Below are 14,080 nucleotides of genomic sequence, written 5' to 3' on the forward strand. Positions count from 1 at the left end.
ACCACCTGACAAATTGTGAAAGCAGGCCCGCCGGCACGGAAAACTGGGCTCGGCGAGTCTGGTTGAGCGGCCTGGCGTGCGCCGCTGCCTGGATCAAAGGGCTGCCTGTTGACCCGTGAAATCGAACAATTACTGCCTGGCCGGGAAAAATAAAAAGTGGCCACGGGCGATAACGATCAGAGGTTGCCTGACACAAAAGGCGGCGCATTATAACCAGCGTTCCAGTCTTCGGGGGTATCGGCCCACTGGCGGCCGACGGCGGGTTTTCTGGCGGTTGAGGAAAAATCTGCTAACAATGCACACGGTGCGTATAACGGCAGCTACGCCATAATGCGCACCGAGATAAAAGGAGCATCTGATGAGCAGCACTGCACAAACTGCCGAAGGCGAAAAAATTCTTATTGTTGACGACGACCCGGGGCTGAGCAGCCTGCTGGAGCGTTTCTTCGTCAGCAAGGGCTACCGTGCCCGCGCGGTTCCCAACACCGAGCAGATGGACCGTCTGCTGGGTCGCGAAGTATTCAACCTGGTCGTCCTCGACCTGATGCTGCCTGGCGAAGACGGCCTGACCGCGTGCCGCCGCCTGCGCAGTGCGAACAACCAGATCCCGATCATCATGCTCACCGCCAAGGGCGACGAGCTGAGCCGGATCAAGGGCCTGGAGCTGGGCGCCGACGATTACCTGGCCAAGCCGTTCAACCCCGACGAACTGATGGCGCGGGTCAAGGCCGTGCTGCGTCGCCAGTCGGCTCCGGTGCCGGGCGCGCCGGGCAGCGAAGACGAAAACGTCACCTTCGGCGACTACGAGCTGTCCCTGGCCACCCGCGAACTCAAGCGCGGCGCCGAAGTGCACATGCTCACCACCGGTGAGTTCGCGGTGCTCAAGGCCCTGGTGATGAACGCTCGCCAGCCGCTGACCCGCGACAAATTGATGAACCTGGCCCGTGGCCGCGAGTGGGATGCCCTGGAGCGTTCCATCGACGTGCAGATCTCCCGCCTGCGCCGGATGATCGAACCCGATCCGTCCAAGCCGCGTTATATCCAGACGGTCTGGGGCGTGGGTTATGTGTTCGTGCCGGATGGCACCACCACCAAGTGACCGATGATTTGTAGGAGCGAGCGCCCGGGCCGGCAAACGACCCGGGCGCTCGCATTCCGCAACTCTGCGAGCGCGACTCGCTCCTGCAAAGCGTGTAATGGCTGTTTATGAAAACCCCGCTGTGGTTCCCGCAAAGCTTCTTCTCTCGCACCCTCTGGCTGGTGCTGATCGTGGTGCTGTTCTCCAAGGCGCTGACCCTGGTTTATCTGTTGATGAACGAGGACGTGCTGGTGGACCGTCAGTACAGCCACGGCGTGGCCCTGACCCTGCGCGCCTATTGGGCCGCCGACGAATCCAACCGCGACCAGATCGCCGAGGCCGCCGGGCTGATCAAGGTGGTCGGCAGCGGTGTGCCGGCGGGCGAGCAGCATTGGCCCTACAGCGAGATCTACCAGCGGCAGATGCAGGCCGAACTGGGCGCCGACACTGAAGTGCGCCTGCGCATGCACGCCCCGCCGGCGCTCTGGGTGCGCGCGCCGAGCCTGGGCGACGGCTGGCTGAAAGTGCCGCTGTATCCGCACCCGCTGCGGGGGCAGAAGATCTGGAGCGTGCTTGGCTGGTTCCTGGCGATCGGCCTGTTGTCCACGGCTTCGGCGTGGATCTTCGTCAGCCAGCTCAACCAGCCCCTCAAGCGCCTGGTCTATGCCGCCCGGCAACTGGGCCAGGGGCGCAGCGTGCGGCTGCCGATCAGCGATACGCCGAGCGAGATGACCGAGGTGTACCGCGCCTTCAACCAGATGGCCGAGGATGTGGAGCAGGCCGGACGCGAGCGCGAGCTGATGCTGGCGGGGGTGTCCCACGACCTGCGCACGCCGCTGACCCGCCTGCGCCTGTCGCTGGAATTGATGGGTAGCCATAACGACCTGACCGACGACATGGTTCGTGACATCGAAGACATGGACGCGATTCTCGATCAGTTCCTGGCCTTTATCCGCGACGGCCGCGACGAGTCGGTGGAGGAGGTCGATCTCAGCGACCTGGTGCGTGAAGTGGCGGCGCCCTACAACCAGAACGATGAAAAGGTGCGCCTGCGCCTGGAACCAATTCCGCCGTTCCCGTTGCGCCGGGTGTCGATGAAGCGCCTGTTGAACAACCTGATCGGCAACGCGTTGAACCACGCCGGTACCGAAGTCGAAGTGGCGGCCTATGTATCGGGCGACACCAGCGCGCCTTATGTGGTGCTGAGTGTGATGGACCGTGGCGCGGGCATCGACCCGTCGGAGCTGGAGGCGATCTTCAACCCCTTCACCCGCGGCGACCGTGCCCGGGGCGGCAAGGGCACCGGCCTGGGCCTGGCCATCGTCAAGCGGATCGCCTCGATGCACGGCGGCAATGTCGAATTGCGCAACCGCACCGATGGCGGCCTGGAAGCGCGGGTGCGCTTGCCGTTGGGGTTGTTGTTGCCCAGGGATGCAGTGTAGGAGCGAGGCTTGCCCGCGATGGGGCGCGTAGCGCCCCTGGCCCTGCATATGTGTTCTGCCTAGTGGAATGCAGCTCCAGCGTCGGCTGCTTTTATCCCTTGCCCTTGGTCCGGGTCATGTTCGGGCCACCGTTTTTCTCGATGTGCTCGATGATGATCCCCGCCACGTTCTTGCCGGTGGTGGTCTCGATGCCTTCCAGGCCCGGCGAGGAGTTCACCTCCATCACCAGCGGCCCGTGGTTCGAGCGCAGGATATCCACGCCCGCCACGCTCAGGCCCATGACCTTGGCCGCGCGCAGGGCGGTCATGCGTTCTTCCGGGGTGATCTTGATCAGGCTGGCGCTGCCGCCACGGTGCAGGTTGGAGCGGAACTCGCCGGGCTTGGCCTGGCGCTTCATCGCGGCAATCACCTTGTCGCCGACCACGAAGCAGCGAATGTCGGCGCCGCCGGCTTCCTTGATGTACTCCTGGACCATGATGTTCTGCTTCAGGCCCATGAAAGCCTCGATCACCGACTCGGCCGCCGTGGCGGTTTCGCACAGCACCACGCCTATGCCCTGGGTGCCTTCCAGCACCTTGATCACCAGCGGCGCGCCGTTGACCATTTCGATCAGGTCGGGAATGTCGTCCGGCGAGTGGGCGAAGCCGGTCACCGGCAGGCCGATGCCACGACGGGACAGCAATTGCAGGGAGCGCAGCTTGTCCCGCGAGCGGGCGATGGCCACCGACTCGTTGAGCGGGAACACGCCCATCATTTCAAACTGGCGCAGCACCGCGCAGCCATAGAAGGTCACCGACGCGCCGATCCGTGGAATCACCGCATCGAAACCTTCCAGCGGCTTGCCGCGGTAGTGGATCTGCGGCTTGTGGCTGGCGATGTTCATATAGGCGCGCAGGGTGTCGACCACCACCATTTCATGGCCACGCTCGGTGCCGGCTTCGACCAGGCGGCGAGTGGAATACAGACGCGGGTTACGCGACAGCACAGCGATCTTCATGCAACACCTGTGGCAGAGGTAGTGGACACCGGGAACACCGGTTTGTCTTGAACGTATTTGATCCCTGGATTGACCACCAACTGGCCATCGATCAGGGCTTTGGAGCCGAGCAGCAGGCGATAGCGCATGGCCTTGCGGCAGGCGAGGGTGAACTCCACCCGCCAGACCCGATCGCCGAGCGCCAGGGTGGTGCTGATCACGTAGCGCACCTGCGCCTGGCCGTTGGAGCTTTTAATGGTTTTCATCGCCACCAGCGGCGCTTCGCAACGCCGGTGACGCAACTGCACCACGCTGCCCAGGTGCGCGTTGAAGCGCACCCACTGCTCACCGTCGCGCTCGAACGGCTCGATCTCGGTGGCATGCAGGCTGGAGGTGCTGGCGCCGGTATCGATCTTGGCGCGCAGGCCGGCGACTCCCAAATCCGGAAGCGCCACCCACTCGCGCAGACCCACGACGGTCAAATGGTCAAATGTCTTCAAATGTGCTCAACCGCTGAGGAACCCGCTCGTACCGTCAAGCGGCCGAATTCGCGGTATTCACGCAGAATAATGGGTAAAAGGCGACAGATATCTAAGCCCGGATCCACAGCTCCCGGACGGGTTGCCGCAGAGCCTCGCATTCTAAACCGAGCCATCGCAATTCATGGCACGAGAGAAACGGTAGTACAGTTCGAAAATATTTCAGAATGAGGAAATGCCATGGCACAAAAAGCCGAAGACGACGACAAGGTCCGTCTGGACAAATGGCTGTGGGCGGCGCGCTTCTACAAGACTCGTGCGCTGGCCAAGGCCGCCATCGAAAGCGGCAAGGTGCATCACCGTGGCGAGCGCTGCAAACCGGGCAAGGAGCCGAGGGTCGGCGACGAGTATGAGATACGTACTGGTTTCGACGAGCGCACCGTGGTGGTCCAGGCCCTGTCGATCGTGCGCCGTGGGGCGCCGGAGGCGCAGGCTCTCTATACGGAAACCGAAGCCAGCATCGCCAAGCGGGAAAACGCCGCGGCCCTGCGCAAGGCCGGCGCCCTGGGTGTGAGCACCGACGGCAAGCCGACCAAGAAACAGCGGCGCGACCTGTTCAAGTTCCACAGCCACGAATAAGCCCCTGTAGGAGCGAGGCGTGCCCGCGATCAGCTGCGAAGCAGCGGTTGCAGCCCTCTAACGATTCTCTGGAGGGCGCATCTTCTGTATTCAATCGCCGGCAAGCCGGCTCCTGCTCAGGCTGTAGCCCGCACCACGCTCAGGCGCGACAACAACGGCAGCTTGCCCAGCAGGTTGAACAGCGGGTTGGTCACCCGCAGCAGGAAGTTCGAGGCCTTGGCCGCGTATGGGGTGTAATAGCCCCAGCCAAGTGCCCAGACCGCCAGCAGCACACCGCCGATATAGTCGTCCTGGCCCCAGTGCGCACCGGCCACCAGGCGCGGCATCATGAACAGCAGGGTCAGGCCCCAGATCACCAGGAACTGGCCGACACCGCGGCTGAACACGCCCATGAACAGCGCCCAGATCAGCAAGACCGAAGCGTGGTCGCCGGGGAAGCTCTGGCTGGAACGGTCCTTGAGCTCCCAGGTTTTTTCCCAGTGCGGGAAGTAGTCGCTCATGTGCACGGCATCCTGGAGCATCATCGACGGGCTGTCGTGCTGCCAGCCCATAGTGTCGGCGAGCTTGGAGAACAACAGGCGGATAATCAGCATCAAGACCAGGATCGACAGGAAACCGAAAAAGGCCCGGCGCACGTCCAGGGCTTTGAACACCCAGTCCCCGCGAATCAACAGGGTCAGCAGGATCAGCCCGACTATCGCGTCGAAAGGCCTGAGGCTGGCCACGGCCCAGATATGCAGCCAGGTGGAGTTGCTCGCAAGGGGAGCATTCAGCAGGCGGAACAGCCATTCGTCGAACATCACGCAAAGCATGTGCCCGCTTGGCCATAACCAGAAACCCAACAGCGCCAGAGGGAGCAAGTTGCACAGCACCAGCTTGCCGAGGTTCCACCTTGCTTGGAACAAACCCGGATTGTTCATAAAATGCCTCCAACGGCAGAAAATCGTGCACCGTAATAGTGCGAAAATCGCAATTTTCATGTCTTGTAACCATTTTGTCATCACTTCAGATACCCAGACCTATGACTCATTTGCCGGATACCGACTTCACCCAACGCTTCATCTTCGATGACAGCGACGCCCGCGGCGAGCTGGTGGCGTTGGAGCGCAGCTATGCCGAAGTCCTCGCCAAACACGCTTACCCGGAGCCAGTCGCGCAACTGCTCGGCGAGCTGATGGCGGCGGCCGCGCTGCTGGTCGGCACGCTGAAGTTCGATGGCTTGCTGATCCTCCAGGCTCGTTCCGAAGGCCCGGTGCCGTTGCTGATGATCGAGTGCTCCAGCGAGCGCGAGATCCGTGGCCTGGCGCGCTACGACGCGGAGCAGATTGCCCCGGACGCGACCCTGGCCGACCTGATGCCCAATGGCATGCTGGCCCTGACCGTCGACCCGACCCACGGCCAGCGCTACCAGGGCATCGTCGACCTGGACGGCGCCACCCTGTCGGAATGCTTCACCAACTATTTCGTCATGTCCCAGCAGGTCGGCACCCGTTTCTGGTTGCACGCCGACGGTCGTCGCGCCCGTGGCCTGCTGCTGCAGCAACTGCCGGCCGACCGCCTCAAGGATGAAGAAGACCGCGCCGCCAGCTGGCAGCACATCACCGCGCTGGGCAGCACCCTGACTGCCGATGAACTGCTGAGCCTGGACAACGAAACCGTGCTCCATCGCCTCTACCATGAAGAAGCCGTGCGCCTGTTCGATGTGCAGCCGCTACGCTTCCGTTGCAGCTGCTCGCGGGAACGCTCGGGCAATGCGCTGGTCAGTCTGGGTCTGGAAGATGCGCAGAAGCTGGTGGTCGAACACGGCGGCAGCATCGAGATCGATTGCCAGTTCTGCAACGAGCGCTACCTGTTCGATGCGGCCGATATCAGCCAATTGTTCGCCGGAGCGGGTGTCGAGTCGCCGTCAGATACTCGTCACTAAAACGGTTCAGCGCAGGTAAATCACCTGGCAAGCGCCGGATTAACGCCGTTCTGACGGGAGGGCCCTACTCTTTTTGGGCTTTTCTGGCATAATCCGGCGCACTTTTTTCGCGGTAGTAGTGCACGACTTTCTACTACAAAACGTTTGGAGCACTCGGCCACTGGCCGACGGGGAACCTCATGACGCAAGCCAATAACGCCGTGTACACCGATCTGAGTGTTGATGATCTGGTCAAAGAAGCCCTGAACCGCGGTGAAGGCGAGCTTGCCGATACCGGCGCGCTGGTTGTTCGTACCGGTCACCGTACCGGCCGTTCGCCAGTCGATCGTTTCATCGTTGAAGAGCCGAGCACCCAGGACGCTATCGCCTGGGGCCCGATCAACCGCAAGTTCCCGGCCGACAAGTTCGATGCCCTGTGGGCTCGCGTCGAGGCGTTCAACAACGCGCAAGAGCACTTCGTTTCCCATGTGCATGTAGGTGCTTCCGACGAGCACTACCTGGCCGTGAAGATGACCACCCAGACTGCCTGGCAGAACCTGTTCGGTCGTTGCCTGTTCATCAACCCGGCCCAGTACAACCCGGCTGGCCGTGATGAGTGGCAGGTGCTCAACGTTGCCAACTTCGAATGCGTTCCAGAGCGTGACGGCACCAACTCCGACGGTTGCGTGATCCTCAACTTCGCTCAGAAGAAAGTGCTGATCGCCGGCATGCGCTACGCCGGTGAAATGAAAAAAGCCATGTTCTCGGTACAGAACTTCCTGCTGCCGGCCGCCGACGTGCTGCCGATGCACTGCGCCGCCAACATCGGCGAAGAGGGCGATGTGACCCTGTTCTTCGGTCTGTCCGGTACCGGCAAGACCACCCTGTCCGCCGATGAAAGCCGTTACCTGATCGGTGACGACGAGCACGGCTGGGGCGAGGGCGTGGTGTTCAACATCGAAGGCGGTTGCTATGCCAAGTGCATCGACCTGTCCGAGAAGAACGAGCCGGTCATCTGGAAAGCCATCAAGCACGGTGCAGTGCTGGAAAACGTTGTGCTGGACGACGCCAAGAAGGCCGACTACGCCGACGGCAGCCTGACCCAGAACAGCCGCGCCGCCTACCCGCTGGAGCACGTCGAGAAGCGTTCCGAGAAAAACCTCGGTGGCGAGCCGAACGCCGTGATCTTCCTGACCTGCGACCTGACCGGCGTACTGCCGCCCGTGTCGATCCTCAGCGAAGAACAAGCCGCCTACCACTTCCTGTCCGGCTACACCGCTCTGGTGGGCTCGACCGAAATGGGTTCGGGCGCAGGCATCAAGTCCACATTCTCCACCTGCTTCGGCGCACCCTTCTTCCCGCGTCCGGCCGGCGAATACGCAGAGCTGCTGATCAAGCGCATCCGCGGCTTCGGCTCCAGGGTCTACCTGGTCAACACCGGCTGGACCGGCGGTGGCTACGGCGTGGGCAAGCGCTTCAACATCCCGACCACCCGTGGCGTGATCGCGGCCATCCAGAGCGGCGCTCTGGTCGGTGCCGAGACCGAGCACCTGGACACCATCAACCTGGACGTGCCACTGGCCGTTCCAGGCGTCGAAACCGGCCTGCTCAACCCACGCAACACCTGGGCTGACAAAGCCGCCTACGACGAAGCCGCCAAGGCCCTGGCTGGCCTGTTCATCGAGAACTTCAAGAAGTTCGACGTGAGCGACGCCATCAAGGCTGCTGGTCCGAAGCTGTAAGCATCGGGTAAGTGGTTCAAGAAGCCGCCCTTCGGGGCGGCTTTTTATTTTCAGTTATTTATAATTTTCGCTGAAAAGAATTCAAGAGTCGAAATGGCTAGTTCTTTATACGTTTCTTGATTAGGTCCGAAGTAATAGATAATAATCGCAGTTGCAAAAATAGTTGGGAGCCAACATGCAACTTGATACCAGCTTAAAGTTTTATCTAGGTATTTTTCGTTGGCTATTAAGGCCTTGCTGGCATTAGAGATGTCTTTGTTAAGTTCGTCGGGATAAGAATTGGCTTTGCCCTGAAATGCTGTAAAGGTTATTGTTCTAGATGATATTAGGCGGCTCAATTGATTTTTCTGGTTTGTAATCGATGCTGTTGTAATTAATGAGAGAATTAGTAAGCCTAGTGCGGCAAGTACAGACTCAATTAATGAGTTTAATTTTACAATGGCAATAACTGCTGCAAACGATATGGGAATGCTTAGGACTTTTCCTGTTGTTTCACTAGTGATTTTTGATAATTGCTCCGCTACAGACATTTGTGCAGTAGCAACCTCTTTTTTAGCCTTATGGAAGGAGAAGCCACTTAAGTAGGTACTGAGGTTGTTGTTGTATAGTTTTAAGAATGAGTCCCACTCCAGAATGAGGTTTTCAAACCTGTTTTCAGGAGGTATATGGTCGCAAAATTCTACAATCGAACTCTTGAATGTATAGGTTTTGGCTTGATGATGGGAGTCAATAGATTCATCTTCTGATGCGAGACTATCAAGCAAGGTAGTATTTACTGGTCTAAGCGAGTTTCTGGTGATTCTAGTTTTTACTGCGGTTGTTTTACTTTTTGTATCGCCCTCATGTTGAGTGAAAATTAGATTGAAGGAGTTTGAGTCATTTTTTTCATCATGATAGTCTGCAATTATTGATAGGTTTTTTATCAGTTTGCAGATATTTGTTATTTGTTGGATTTCTGCTGTTGGGGTCTCAAAGCTAGAATAGTTATTTGATATTATGTAGTAGGTGCTTGGAATCTCTCCTTTACCTGTGAACTGTATTAGCTCGTCAAGGTTGTCATAAAATTTACTATTTGTATTTGAAGCTAAAATCCAAGTGAACTCTGCTGAGACCCATTTTGATGGAATGGGCTCCTCAGGAAGTATTTCGGTTTTATCAATGATGAGCTCTGAAAAACGCCCATGGTTTTGTGGTGCGTTATGAAGTTCACTCAAAAGTGTGCATGATGAATAAGTTACCTCTCCTTTGAACTTCCCTCCCTCGACCACCGGTCTTCCAGCGGCTCTGTATAGAGAAACTACATTTTCAAGTGATTGAGTGTTAGTCATTTTTTGATCGCAGATTTTTCAGATTTTTGCTGTGCTAACTCGCTCTCTAGCAGCTCCTCAAGGGCTTGAGGTAGTTTGTTGAATGTGAGTTTTTTGCTTTTTTTATCAAAGTAGATTGATGCGTTAGGGTCGTCGCTAAAAGATAACTTCTCAAACTTTATTTGAAGGCTTTCATCCTTGTAGCTTACATGTGTGAACTTCTGAAGTGTGGAGTGACTAATGGGGAACTCAACGGGTATTGCATGTTCATCCCCGTTAAGATATTCAATAAACTCCTCCGCGATCTTGTCTGCTTGGTCTTTTATTTCTGATGGTATATATTTTCGCGCTAGGTTTTCAATTTCTGAAAGGCGTATTGAGTCACCTGGTTTCTTTTTGTTTAGGTATTCGACTAAGTCTTCTCGGAACTGACTTTTAAATTTGGATATCTGTGGCGTGTTAGCAAAGAAGACAGAGCTTTCTTTTATGAGGGTTTTGGTGGCGAGTGCCGAAGCGGTTCCTTTTGCACAACCTAAAGCTGTGACGAAATATCCAGCAGCGGATTGTGTGCTGCTAGGACTCACGAAACTTAAGTAATTTATTTCTTGCCTTTCTGGAAGGGGAACAGTTCTATGTGAATGGTATTTTTTTATATTTATTCTAGCGGCTTGATTAAGCTTGGTGAGATCAAGTTCAAGTAACTCTTCGGGTTCAAGGTTTGCGCTCAACCTGAAGCCTTCTCTACTTTTAATCATTGCGATCATGAAGAAACGATTACCGGATACTTCATAGTCGGAAAATAAGAGATACCCACCAGATGCTGGAGTGATTTTCTCTGCTTTCTCAAAAAGGTTTTCCATGACCGCTCGACTTATAGTCATAAAGTCATTGCTGGTTGGGCTTTGGAGAACTGCGTACTTATGAAAGCTCTCAGGGAATAGGCCGCGATCTTTGCTGTTACTGAAGACACCATAGTGAGCACTATTCTGTTTTCGACCATAAACGCTAGTGACTTCATTGACTACTTTGTTTACAGTCGTGTTATTGGGGTCAAGTGGTAGTTTTCTAATGATGGATGGTTGAATGGCCTTGTGTTGTGTTTTTACAAGTTCGTGTATGACGGCGAAATTTATTTTTATATCGCTCATATATATCCCTTGAATTGCGTATTTAGAGTTGCGCAGTCTAGGATAAAATTTACAGTTAATACTCTTTGTAGACGGCGATTTTTTGATAGGAAAAAAGATTGCAGCTTCGAGAAAGGGAAGGTTTTTGGGTGAGATTTATCAGTGGTTTTGTGACTCATCCTTGGCTAATCCTATGGTTTTTCTGCTTCCTTTCTATAGGTTTTAGGAGATTAAACCGGAATAGAGTCAATTTGCTACTGCCTGATGACTATAGGTCATCAGGTCTGTTACTGGAGGAGGGGGGGGTAGGAATGAGGTCGCAGGGTCACAACTTCATTCCTACTCTGTTTTGAGGTGTTTTACACCCTAAATTGGGCAGTCTCCAACAAGTCACAGCCGTCCTGCACCAACAGGTAAAGGGCGTTAATGATATGGGCTGTATCTTTGGTGTCGGCCTGATGAAAGCTAAGGCAAGTCAGGGTCTCAAGCAGATCTGCTGCGGCCCGCAAGCGTTGTTGGGCACAGATGTAAATGTCTTGCTGATTGGCTTGGCTGTCGATGAAAAGGACGGGCCCGTCAGTAAAATTGCTTTTGAGAGCAAGATAGCGATCCATTATTCATCTCCTAGGATAGCGAAGGTGAAAGAGGGAGATGATATTGGCGTGTTGAGGCTGACTCTCTAGAGGCATATCGATTACTCACTTTGCTGTTAAGTAACCGCCGCCATCGTGACCAAACGATGGGAGGCGGACTGTGCGCGGGTTGGTCAACCGGAACAGCAACCGGCACGCCCAAAGGCGTCCCACACACAGCCGCCATAGCAATGCGCTACACAGCCATGAAGATGGCGGTGCGCATGATGACATTTATGTGAGCTGTTGTCGGGTGACCAAACCCGCTCGCTGATTTTTTCAGCGACAGTCCGAACTCTAGGCTGCCTGCAGGGACCGCTCAATAAGCTGAATTCGACGTGGTTTGTAAGGCAATTCCTTTTCGCAGAGACCGCTAGCGGCCGCGTTTAAATCCCCTCCAGCTCCCGCGTATCCCAGCGCTTGGCCTTGATCGCCTGGTACAGCATGCCGATGGTCAGCGGGATCTTGTCGCCGCGCCCCTTGGCCCTGCGTTTGAAGAACACGTCGTAGCCTTCGGGCTGGAAGTAGCGGTAGGCGTCGTAGTCGATAAAGTCGATGGCGAACAGTTCTTCCAGTTCCTGTATCAGCTGTTCGGCGTCCGCGCCGTCGCAGCCCAGGTCGAGGTTGATGGCGGTCTTGAGGCTGATGCCTTTGCGTTCGGGCAGGCCGATTTCTTCGTGCAGCAATTGCATGAGCTGGCGCATGGTCGGGTCGTCGGGGAAGCCGGGGGCGAGGTGCATGGTGGGTCGTCCGCAAGGTCTGTCGGTGGTGCCAATCGGCCTCCAGTTTAGGGCCAATCGTTGGACCTGAACGAAAAAGAAAAGTCGCTCGACCAGCTCGGATTTGCCTGACAGCCAGGACCTCCTCGCGCTGGGTAACGTGAGAGCCCCGGTTGAAGACCGGGGATTTCCCAGGCAACCGAGCAAAGGACTATGGCCCGCAACAAGGACGTGCCCCAGGTATGGCAGCACTACGACGCTGACGGTGGCGGTTATCGCCGCCTGCGCGATATGACCGCGAGCGAATTGGCTGAGCGTGATGAGGCGCAGCGGGGTTATGAGCAGATGCTCGCTCGCCAGCAGGCCTATGAAGAGCGGTTGCCGACTACACGGGTGGAATCGCAACCAGCGCCCGTTGGTTGCGTGTTCACCAAGTCTTGCAAGCTGCCGAACGCAGTCATCGACTACGTCACCCCGACAGGCTTCATACCAACTGATGCGGTAGGGAATTACGGCGCGTTGACGCTGCTGGGCGGTCGTGAGTTCGAGGCGGGTGGGCGAGTGCCCCTCAAGCGTATCAGCGGTGCGCTGCCTGCCAATCTCGGTGCCTTGACCCTGGGTGGGGTCTCCGTGGGTTCTGGCGCCACCGGCAGTGGCCTGGGGCTGATCTCCTCGGGCGTAGCGGCCGGTGCATTGCTGGGGCTGGTGGCCTTGCTCGCTCCATCGAGCCTGGGTGACGGCGCGCTGTACAGCGAAGAACAACTACGCAATCTCAAGCAAGCTCGCACCCGGCTACGCCTGCGAGTTGAACAGCAGGCCGATGGCAGCCTCAAGGGCTACGGCTTCAACACCCAGGGGCGCCGCGAGTGGGAAATGATTCCGGTGGCTCAGTTCGAGGCCCGTGGCGAGCAGCAAGTGGCCGACCTGGGCGATGGCATCACCCTCACCTGGACCCCGGCGGTGGACCCTTCGAGCACCATAGGGATACCACCGCTGGAAGCGGCTCCACAGACTCCACCGATCTGGATTTTCCCGCCGACTGAGGCGGCGGAGCGGATCATCGTCAGTCCGATTTATCCGCCGGAGTATCGGGATTTTATTCTGGTGTTTCCGGTGGGGGCGGGTGTTAAGCCACTTTATGTGGTGTTAAGTGTTCCAGGAAAACTGGGCCACTATCCTCCACCCAAGGAACTAGCAGCTTTTCCTGATACTTATTTGGTCCCTTCTAAAAACTCTGTGAGGGGTGGAGGTGCCAGGCGTAAACGCTGGTTGGATTCTAAAGGGCGGATTTATGAATGGGACTACATGCACGGTACGGTGGAACAATACGATAAGCAGGGTAGGCATTTAGGTGAGTTTGATGCCGAGACTGGCCAGCGGCTTGAGGATGCAAAACCTGGACGGAGAACAGCCAAATGAAACATGAGGTGGTTGCGTTTGATCGAGATACCGAGCGAGTGGCATTCAGCATTGATCTGCCTGGGGAGAACCTGGAGCAGCTCACTGCTCTGATGGGATGGCAAGAGCCTGATGATCCTATCTATGAGTACGAGCTATCAGACGAACAAATAGCGGCTTTAGAGAAGCTGATAGGCCGCCACTTTCACAGTCCGGATTACCTGTTTTTCCTGTCGTGCAGTGTGTAGTGAGATCTGTATTACTTGTCTTGAAACGGCATGGAGCAGAGTGTCATGGGATATCGGTTTGAAGCTTTCGGTAGCAAATCTTTTTCCATAATGGGCTTTCGCCCTGGCGAGGATAAATTGGCTTTTGAGCTAAGCATGAGTTTATCGAGCACCGATCTGAGCCCGGTGATGAACTGGACCAATGACAATGAACATATCGGTGCCGATTTTCTGCTCACGGTCAGTCAGATAGTTGAAATAGAACAGTTGTGTTTTGTTGATTTACCTAGAGGTTTGGACCTTTATCTAGCTTCGTCAGGCTGAACCGATATTGGTGAGGAAGCATCGGAGGATTGCACCAAGAGTGGTGCATTGATTCGCTTAAATACATCCTCAACTACAGCGCTCCTG

At 56.5% G+C, this 14,080-nt stretch carries 15 protein-coding genes; 8 read left to right on the forward strand and 7 right to left on the reverse strand.

The genetic code is table 11. From position 1 onward, the window contains the following. The first annotated feature begins 358 nt into the window (after positions 1 to 358). Both ompR and C4K38_RS01450 read left to right on the forward strand, forming a co-directional pair. The gene (gene ompR, locus C4K38_RS01445) at positions 359 to 1,099 is read left to right on the forward strand and encodes an osmolarity response regulator transcription factor OmpR (protein ID WP_007925257.1); all 741 of its coding nucleotides are present in this window, start codon (positions 359 to 361) and stop codon (positions 1,097 to 1,099) included. Positions 1,100 to 1,206: 107 nt separating this feature from the next. After that, positions 1,207 to 2,520: an ATP-binding protein gene (locus tag C4K38_RS01450; protein WP_053276995.1), complete on the forward strand. Its 1,314-nt coding sequence runs from the start codon at positions 1,207 to 1,209 to the stop codon at positions 2,518 to 2,520. Between the two features lie 91 nt (positions 2,521 to 2,611). Here C4K38_RS01450 and rimK read toward each other — a convergent pair whose 3' ends face one another. Continuing rightward, positions 2,612 to 3,517: a 30S ribosomal protein S6--L-glutamate ligase gene (gene rimK / locus C4K38_RS01455; protein WP_007931744.1), complete on the reverse strand. Its 906-nt coding sequence runs from the start codon at positions 3,515 to 3,517 to the stop codon at positions 2,612 to 2,614. Further along, complete coding sequence (gene rimB / locus C4K38_RS01460) at positions 3,514 to 3,996, reverse strand: retropepsin-like aspartic endopeptidase RimB (RefSeq protein ID WP_007931742.1); 483 nt, start codon at positions 3,994 to 3,996, stop codon at positions 3,514 to 3,516. Before rimB ends, rimK begins: the two co-directional genes overlap by 4 nt. A gap of 219 nt (positions 3,997 to 4,215) precedes the next feature. Here rimB and C4K38_RS01465 point away from each other — a divergent pair, with 219 nt between their 5' ends. Then, entirely contained in the window at positions 4,216 to 4,614 is a 399-nt protein-coding gene (locus C4K38_RS01465; RefSeq protein WP_053276996.1) for an RNA-binding S4 domain-containing protein, read from the forward strand. A 116-nt stretch (positions 4,615 to 4,730) separates the two neighbouring features. Here C4K38_RS01465 and C4K38_RS01470 read toward each other — a convergent pair whose 3' ends face one another. Next, the gene (locus tag C4K38_RS01470) at positions 4,731 to 5,534 is read right to left on the reverse strand and encodes a phosphatase PAP2 family protein (RefSeq protein ID WP_053276997.1); all 804 of its coding nucleotides are present in this window, start codon (positions 5,532 to 5,534) and stop codon (positions 4,731 to 4,733) included. 101 nt (positions 5,535 to 5,635) lie between these two features. Between C4K38_RS01470 and hslO the strand changes: the two genes are divergently transcribed. After that, positions 5,636 to 6,538: an Hsp33 family molecular chaperone HslO gene (hslO, locus tag C4K38_RS01475; RefSeq protein ID WP_053276998.1), complete on the forward strand. Its 903-nt coding sequence runs from the start codon at positions 5,636 to 5,638 to the stop codon at positions 6,536 to 6,538. A 179-nt stretch (positions 6,539 to 6,717) separates the two neighbouring features. Further along, positions 6,718 to 8,259 carry a phosphoenolpyruvate carboxykinase gene (locus C4K38_RS01480; protein WP_053276999.1) on the forward strand — a complete coding sequence of 514 codons (1,542 nt, stop codon included), beginning with the start codon at positions 6,718 to 6,720 and terminating at the stop codon, positions 8,257 to 8,259. 50 nt (positions 8,260 to 8,309) lie between these two features. Here C4K38_RS01480 and C4K38_RS01485 read toward each other — a convergent pair whose 3' ends face one another. The 4 genes from C4K38_RS01485 to C4K38_RS01500 form a co-directional block, all read right to left on the reverse strand. Continuing rightward, positions 8,310 to 9,587 (reverse strand): hypothetical protein, encoded by a 1,278-nt coding sequence (locus C4K38_RS01485; RefSeq protein WP_124345254.1) that lies wholly within the window; start codon positions 9,585 to 9,587, stop codon positions 8,310 to 8,312. Then, a complete protein-coding gene (locus C4K38_RS01490) occupies positions 9,584 to 10,714 on the reverse strand; it encodes a nucleoid-associated protein (protein WP_081001410.1) in 1,131 nt (376 codons plus the stop codon). Before C4K38_RS01490 ends, C4K38_RS01485 begins: the two co-directional genes overlap by 4 nt. Positions 10,715 to 11,052: 338 nt before the next feature. Next, positions 11,053 to 11,307 carry a hypothetical protein gene (locus tag C4K38_RS01495; RefSeq protein WP_053277002.1) on the reverse strand — a complete coding sequence of 85 codons (255 nt, stop codon included), beginning with the start codon at positions 11,305 to 11,307 and terminating at the stop codon, positions 11,053 to 11,055. A gap of 404 nt (positions 11,308 to 11,711) precedes the next feature. After that, a complete protein-coding gene (locus C4K38_RS01500) occupies positions 11,712 to 12,065 on the reverse strand; it encodes a DUF1493 family protein (protein WP_053277003.1) in 354 nt (117 codons plus the stop codon). Positions 12,066 to 12,257: 192 nt separating this feature from the next. Here C4K38_RS01500 and C4K38_RS01505 point away from each other — a divergent pair, with 192 nt between their 5' ends. Genes C4K38_RS01505 through C4K38_RS01515 form a run of 3 tightly spaced genes read left to right on the forward strand, consistent with a single transcriptional unit; the run spans position 12,258 to position 13,993 of the window. Continuing rightward, positions 12,258 to 13,463 carry an S-type pyocin domain-containing protein gene (locus C4K38_RS01505; RefSeq protein WP_053277004.1) on the forward strand — a complete coding sequence of 402 codons (1,206 nt, stop codon included), beginning with the start codon at positions 12,258 to 12,260 and terminating at the stop codon, positions 13,461 to 13,463. Next, a complete protein-coding gene (locus C4K38_RS01510; protein WP_053277005.1) occupies positions 13,460 to 13,690 on the forward strand; it encodes a DUF7683 domain-containing protein in 231 nt (76 codons plus the stop codon). The genes C4K38_RS01505 and C4K38_RS01510 overlap by 4 nt, the downstream gene beginning before the upstream one ends. 30 nt (positions 13,691 to 13,720) lie before the next feature. Then, entirely contained in the window at positions 13,721 to 13,993 is a 273-nt protein-coding gene (locus C4K38_RS01515) for a hypothetical protein (RefSeq protein ID WP_231998580.1), read from the forward strand. The last annotated feature ends 87 nt before the right edge of the window (positions 13,994 to 14,080 follow it).

Source organism: Pseudomonas chlororaphis subsp. piscium, assembly GCF_003850345.1.
In the GTDB taxonomy this organism is placed as follows: Bacteria; Pseudomonadota; Gammaproteobacteria; order Pseudomonadales; family Pseudomonadaceae; genus Aquipseudomonas; species Aquipseudomonas piscium.

What these genes read in the sequence shown, in the direction of transcription:
- hslO (WP_053276998.1), top strand. Translation starts at nt 5,636, where the DNA reads ATGACTCATTTGCCGGATACCGACTTCACCCAACGCTTCATCTTCGAT.
- C4K38_RS01490 (WP_081001410.1), bottom strand. Translation starts at nt 10,714, where the DNA reads ATGAGCGATATAAAAATAAATTTCGCCGTCATACACGAACTTGTAAAA.
- C4K38_RS01485 (WP_124345254.1), bottom strand. Translation starts at nt 9,587, where the DNA reads ATGACTAACACTCAATCACTTGAAAATGTAGTTTCTCTATACAGAGCC.
- C4K38_RS01495 (WP_053277002.1), bottom strand. Translation starts at nt 11,307, where the DNA reads ATGGATCGCTATCTTGCTCTCAAAAGCAATTTTACTGACGGGCCCGTC.
- C4K38_RS01505 (WP_053277004.1), top strand. Translation starts at nt 12,258, where the DNA reads ATGGCCCGCAACAAGGACGTGCCCCAGGTATGGCAGCACTACGACGCT.
- C4K38_RS01515 (WP_231998580.1), top strand. Translation starts at nt 13,721, where the DNA reads ATGGAGCAGAGTGTCATGGGATATCGGTTTGAAGCTTTCGGTAGCAAA.
- C4K38_RS01465 (WP_053276996.1), top strand. Translation starts at nt 4,216, where the DNA reads ATGGCACAAAAAGCCGAAGACGACGACAAGGTCCGTCTGGACAAATGG.
- ompR (WP_007925257.1), top strand. Translation starts at nt 359, where the DNA reads ATGAGCAGCACTGCACAAACTGCCGAAGGCGAAAAAATTCTTATTGTT.
- C4K38_RS01470 (WP_053276997.1), bottom strand. Translation starts at nt 5,534, where the DNA reads ATGAACAATCCGGGTTTGTTCCAAGCAAGGTGGAACCTCGGCAAGCTG.
- C4K38_RS01510 (WP_053277005.1), top strand. Translation starts at nt 13,460, where the DNA reads ATGAAACATGAGGTGGTTGCGTTTGATCGAGATACCGAGCGAGTGGCA.
- C4K38_RS01450 (WP_053276995.1), top strand. Translation starts at nt 1,207, where the DNA reads ATGAAAACCCCGCTGTGGTTCCCGCAAAGCTTCTTCTCTCGCACCCTC.
- rimK (WP_007931744.1), bottom strand. Translation starts at nt 3,517, where the DNA reads ATGAAGATCGCTGTGCTGTCGCGTAACCCGCGTCTGTATTCCACTCGC.
- C4K38_RS01500 (WP_053277003.1), bottom strand. Translation starts at nt 12,065, where the DNA reads ATGCACCTCGCCCCCGGCTTCCCCGACGACCCGACCATGCGCCAGCTC.
- C4K38_RS01480 (WP_053276999.1), top strand. Translation starts at nt 6,718, where the DNA reads ATGACGCAAGCCAATAACGCCGTGTACACCGATCTGAGTGTTGATGAT.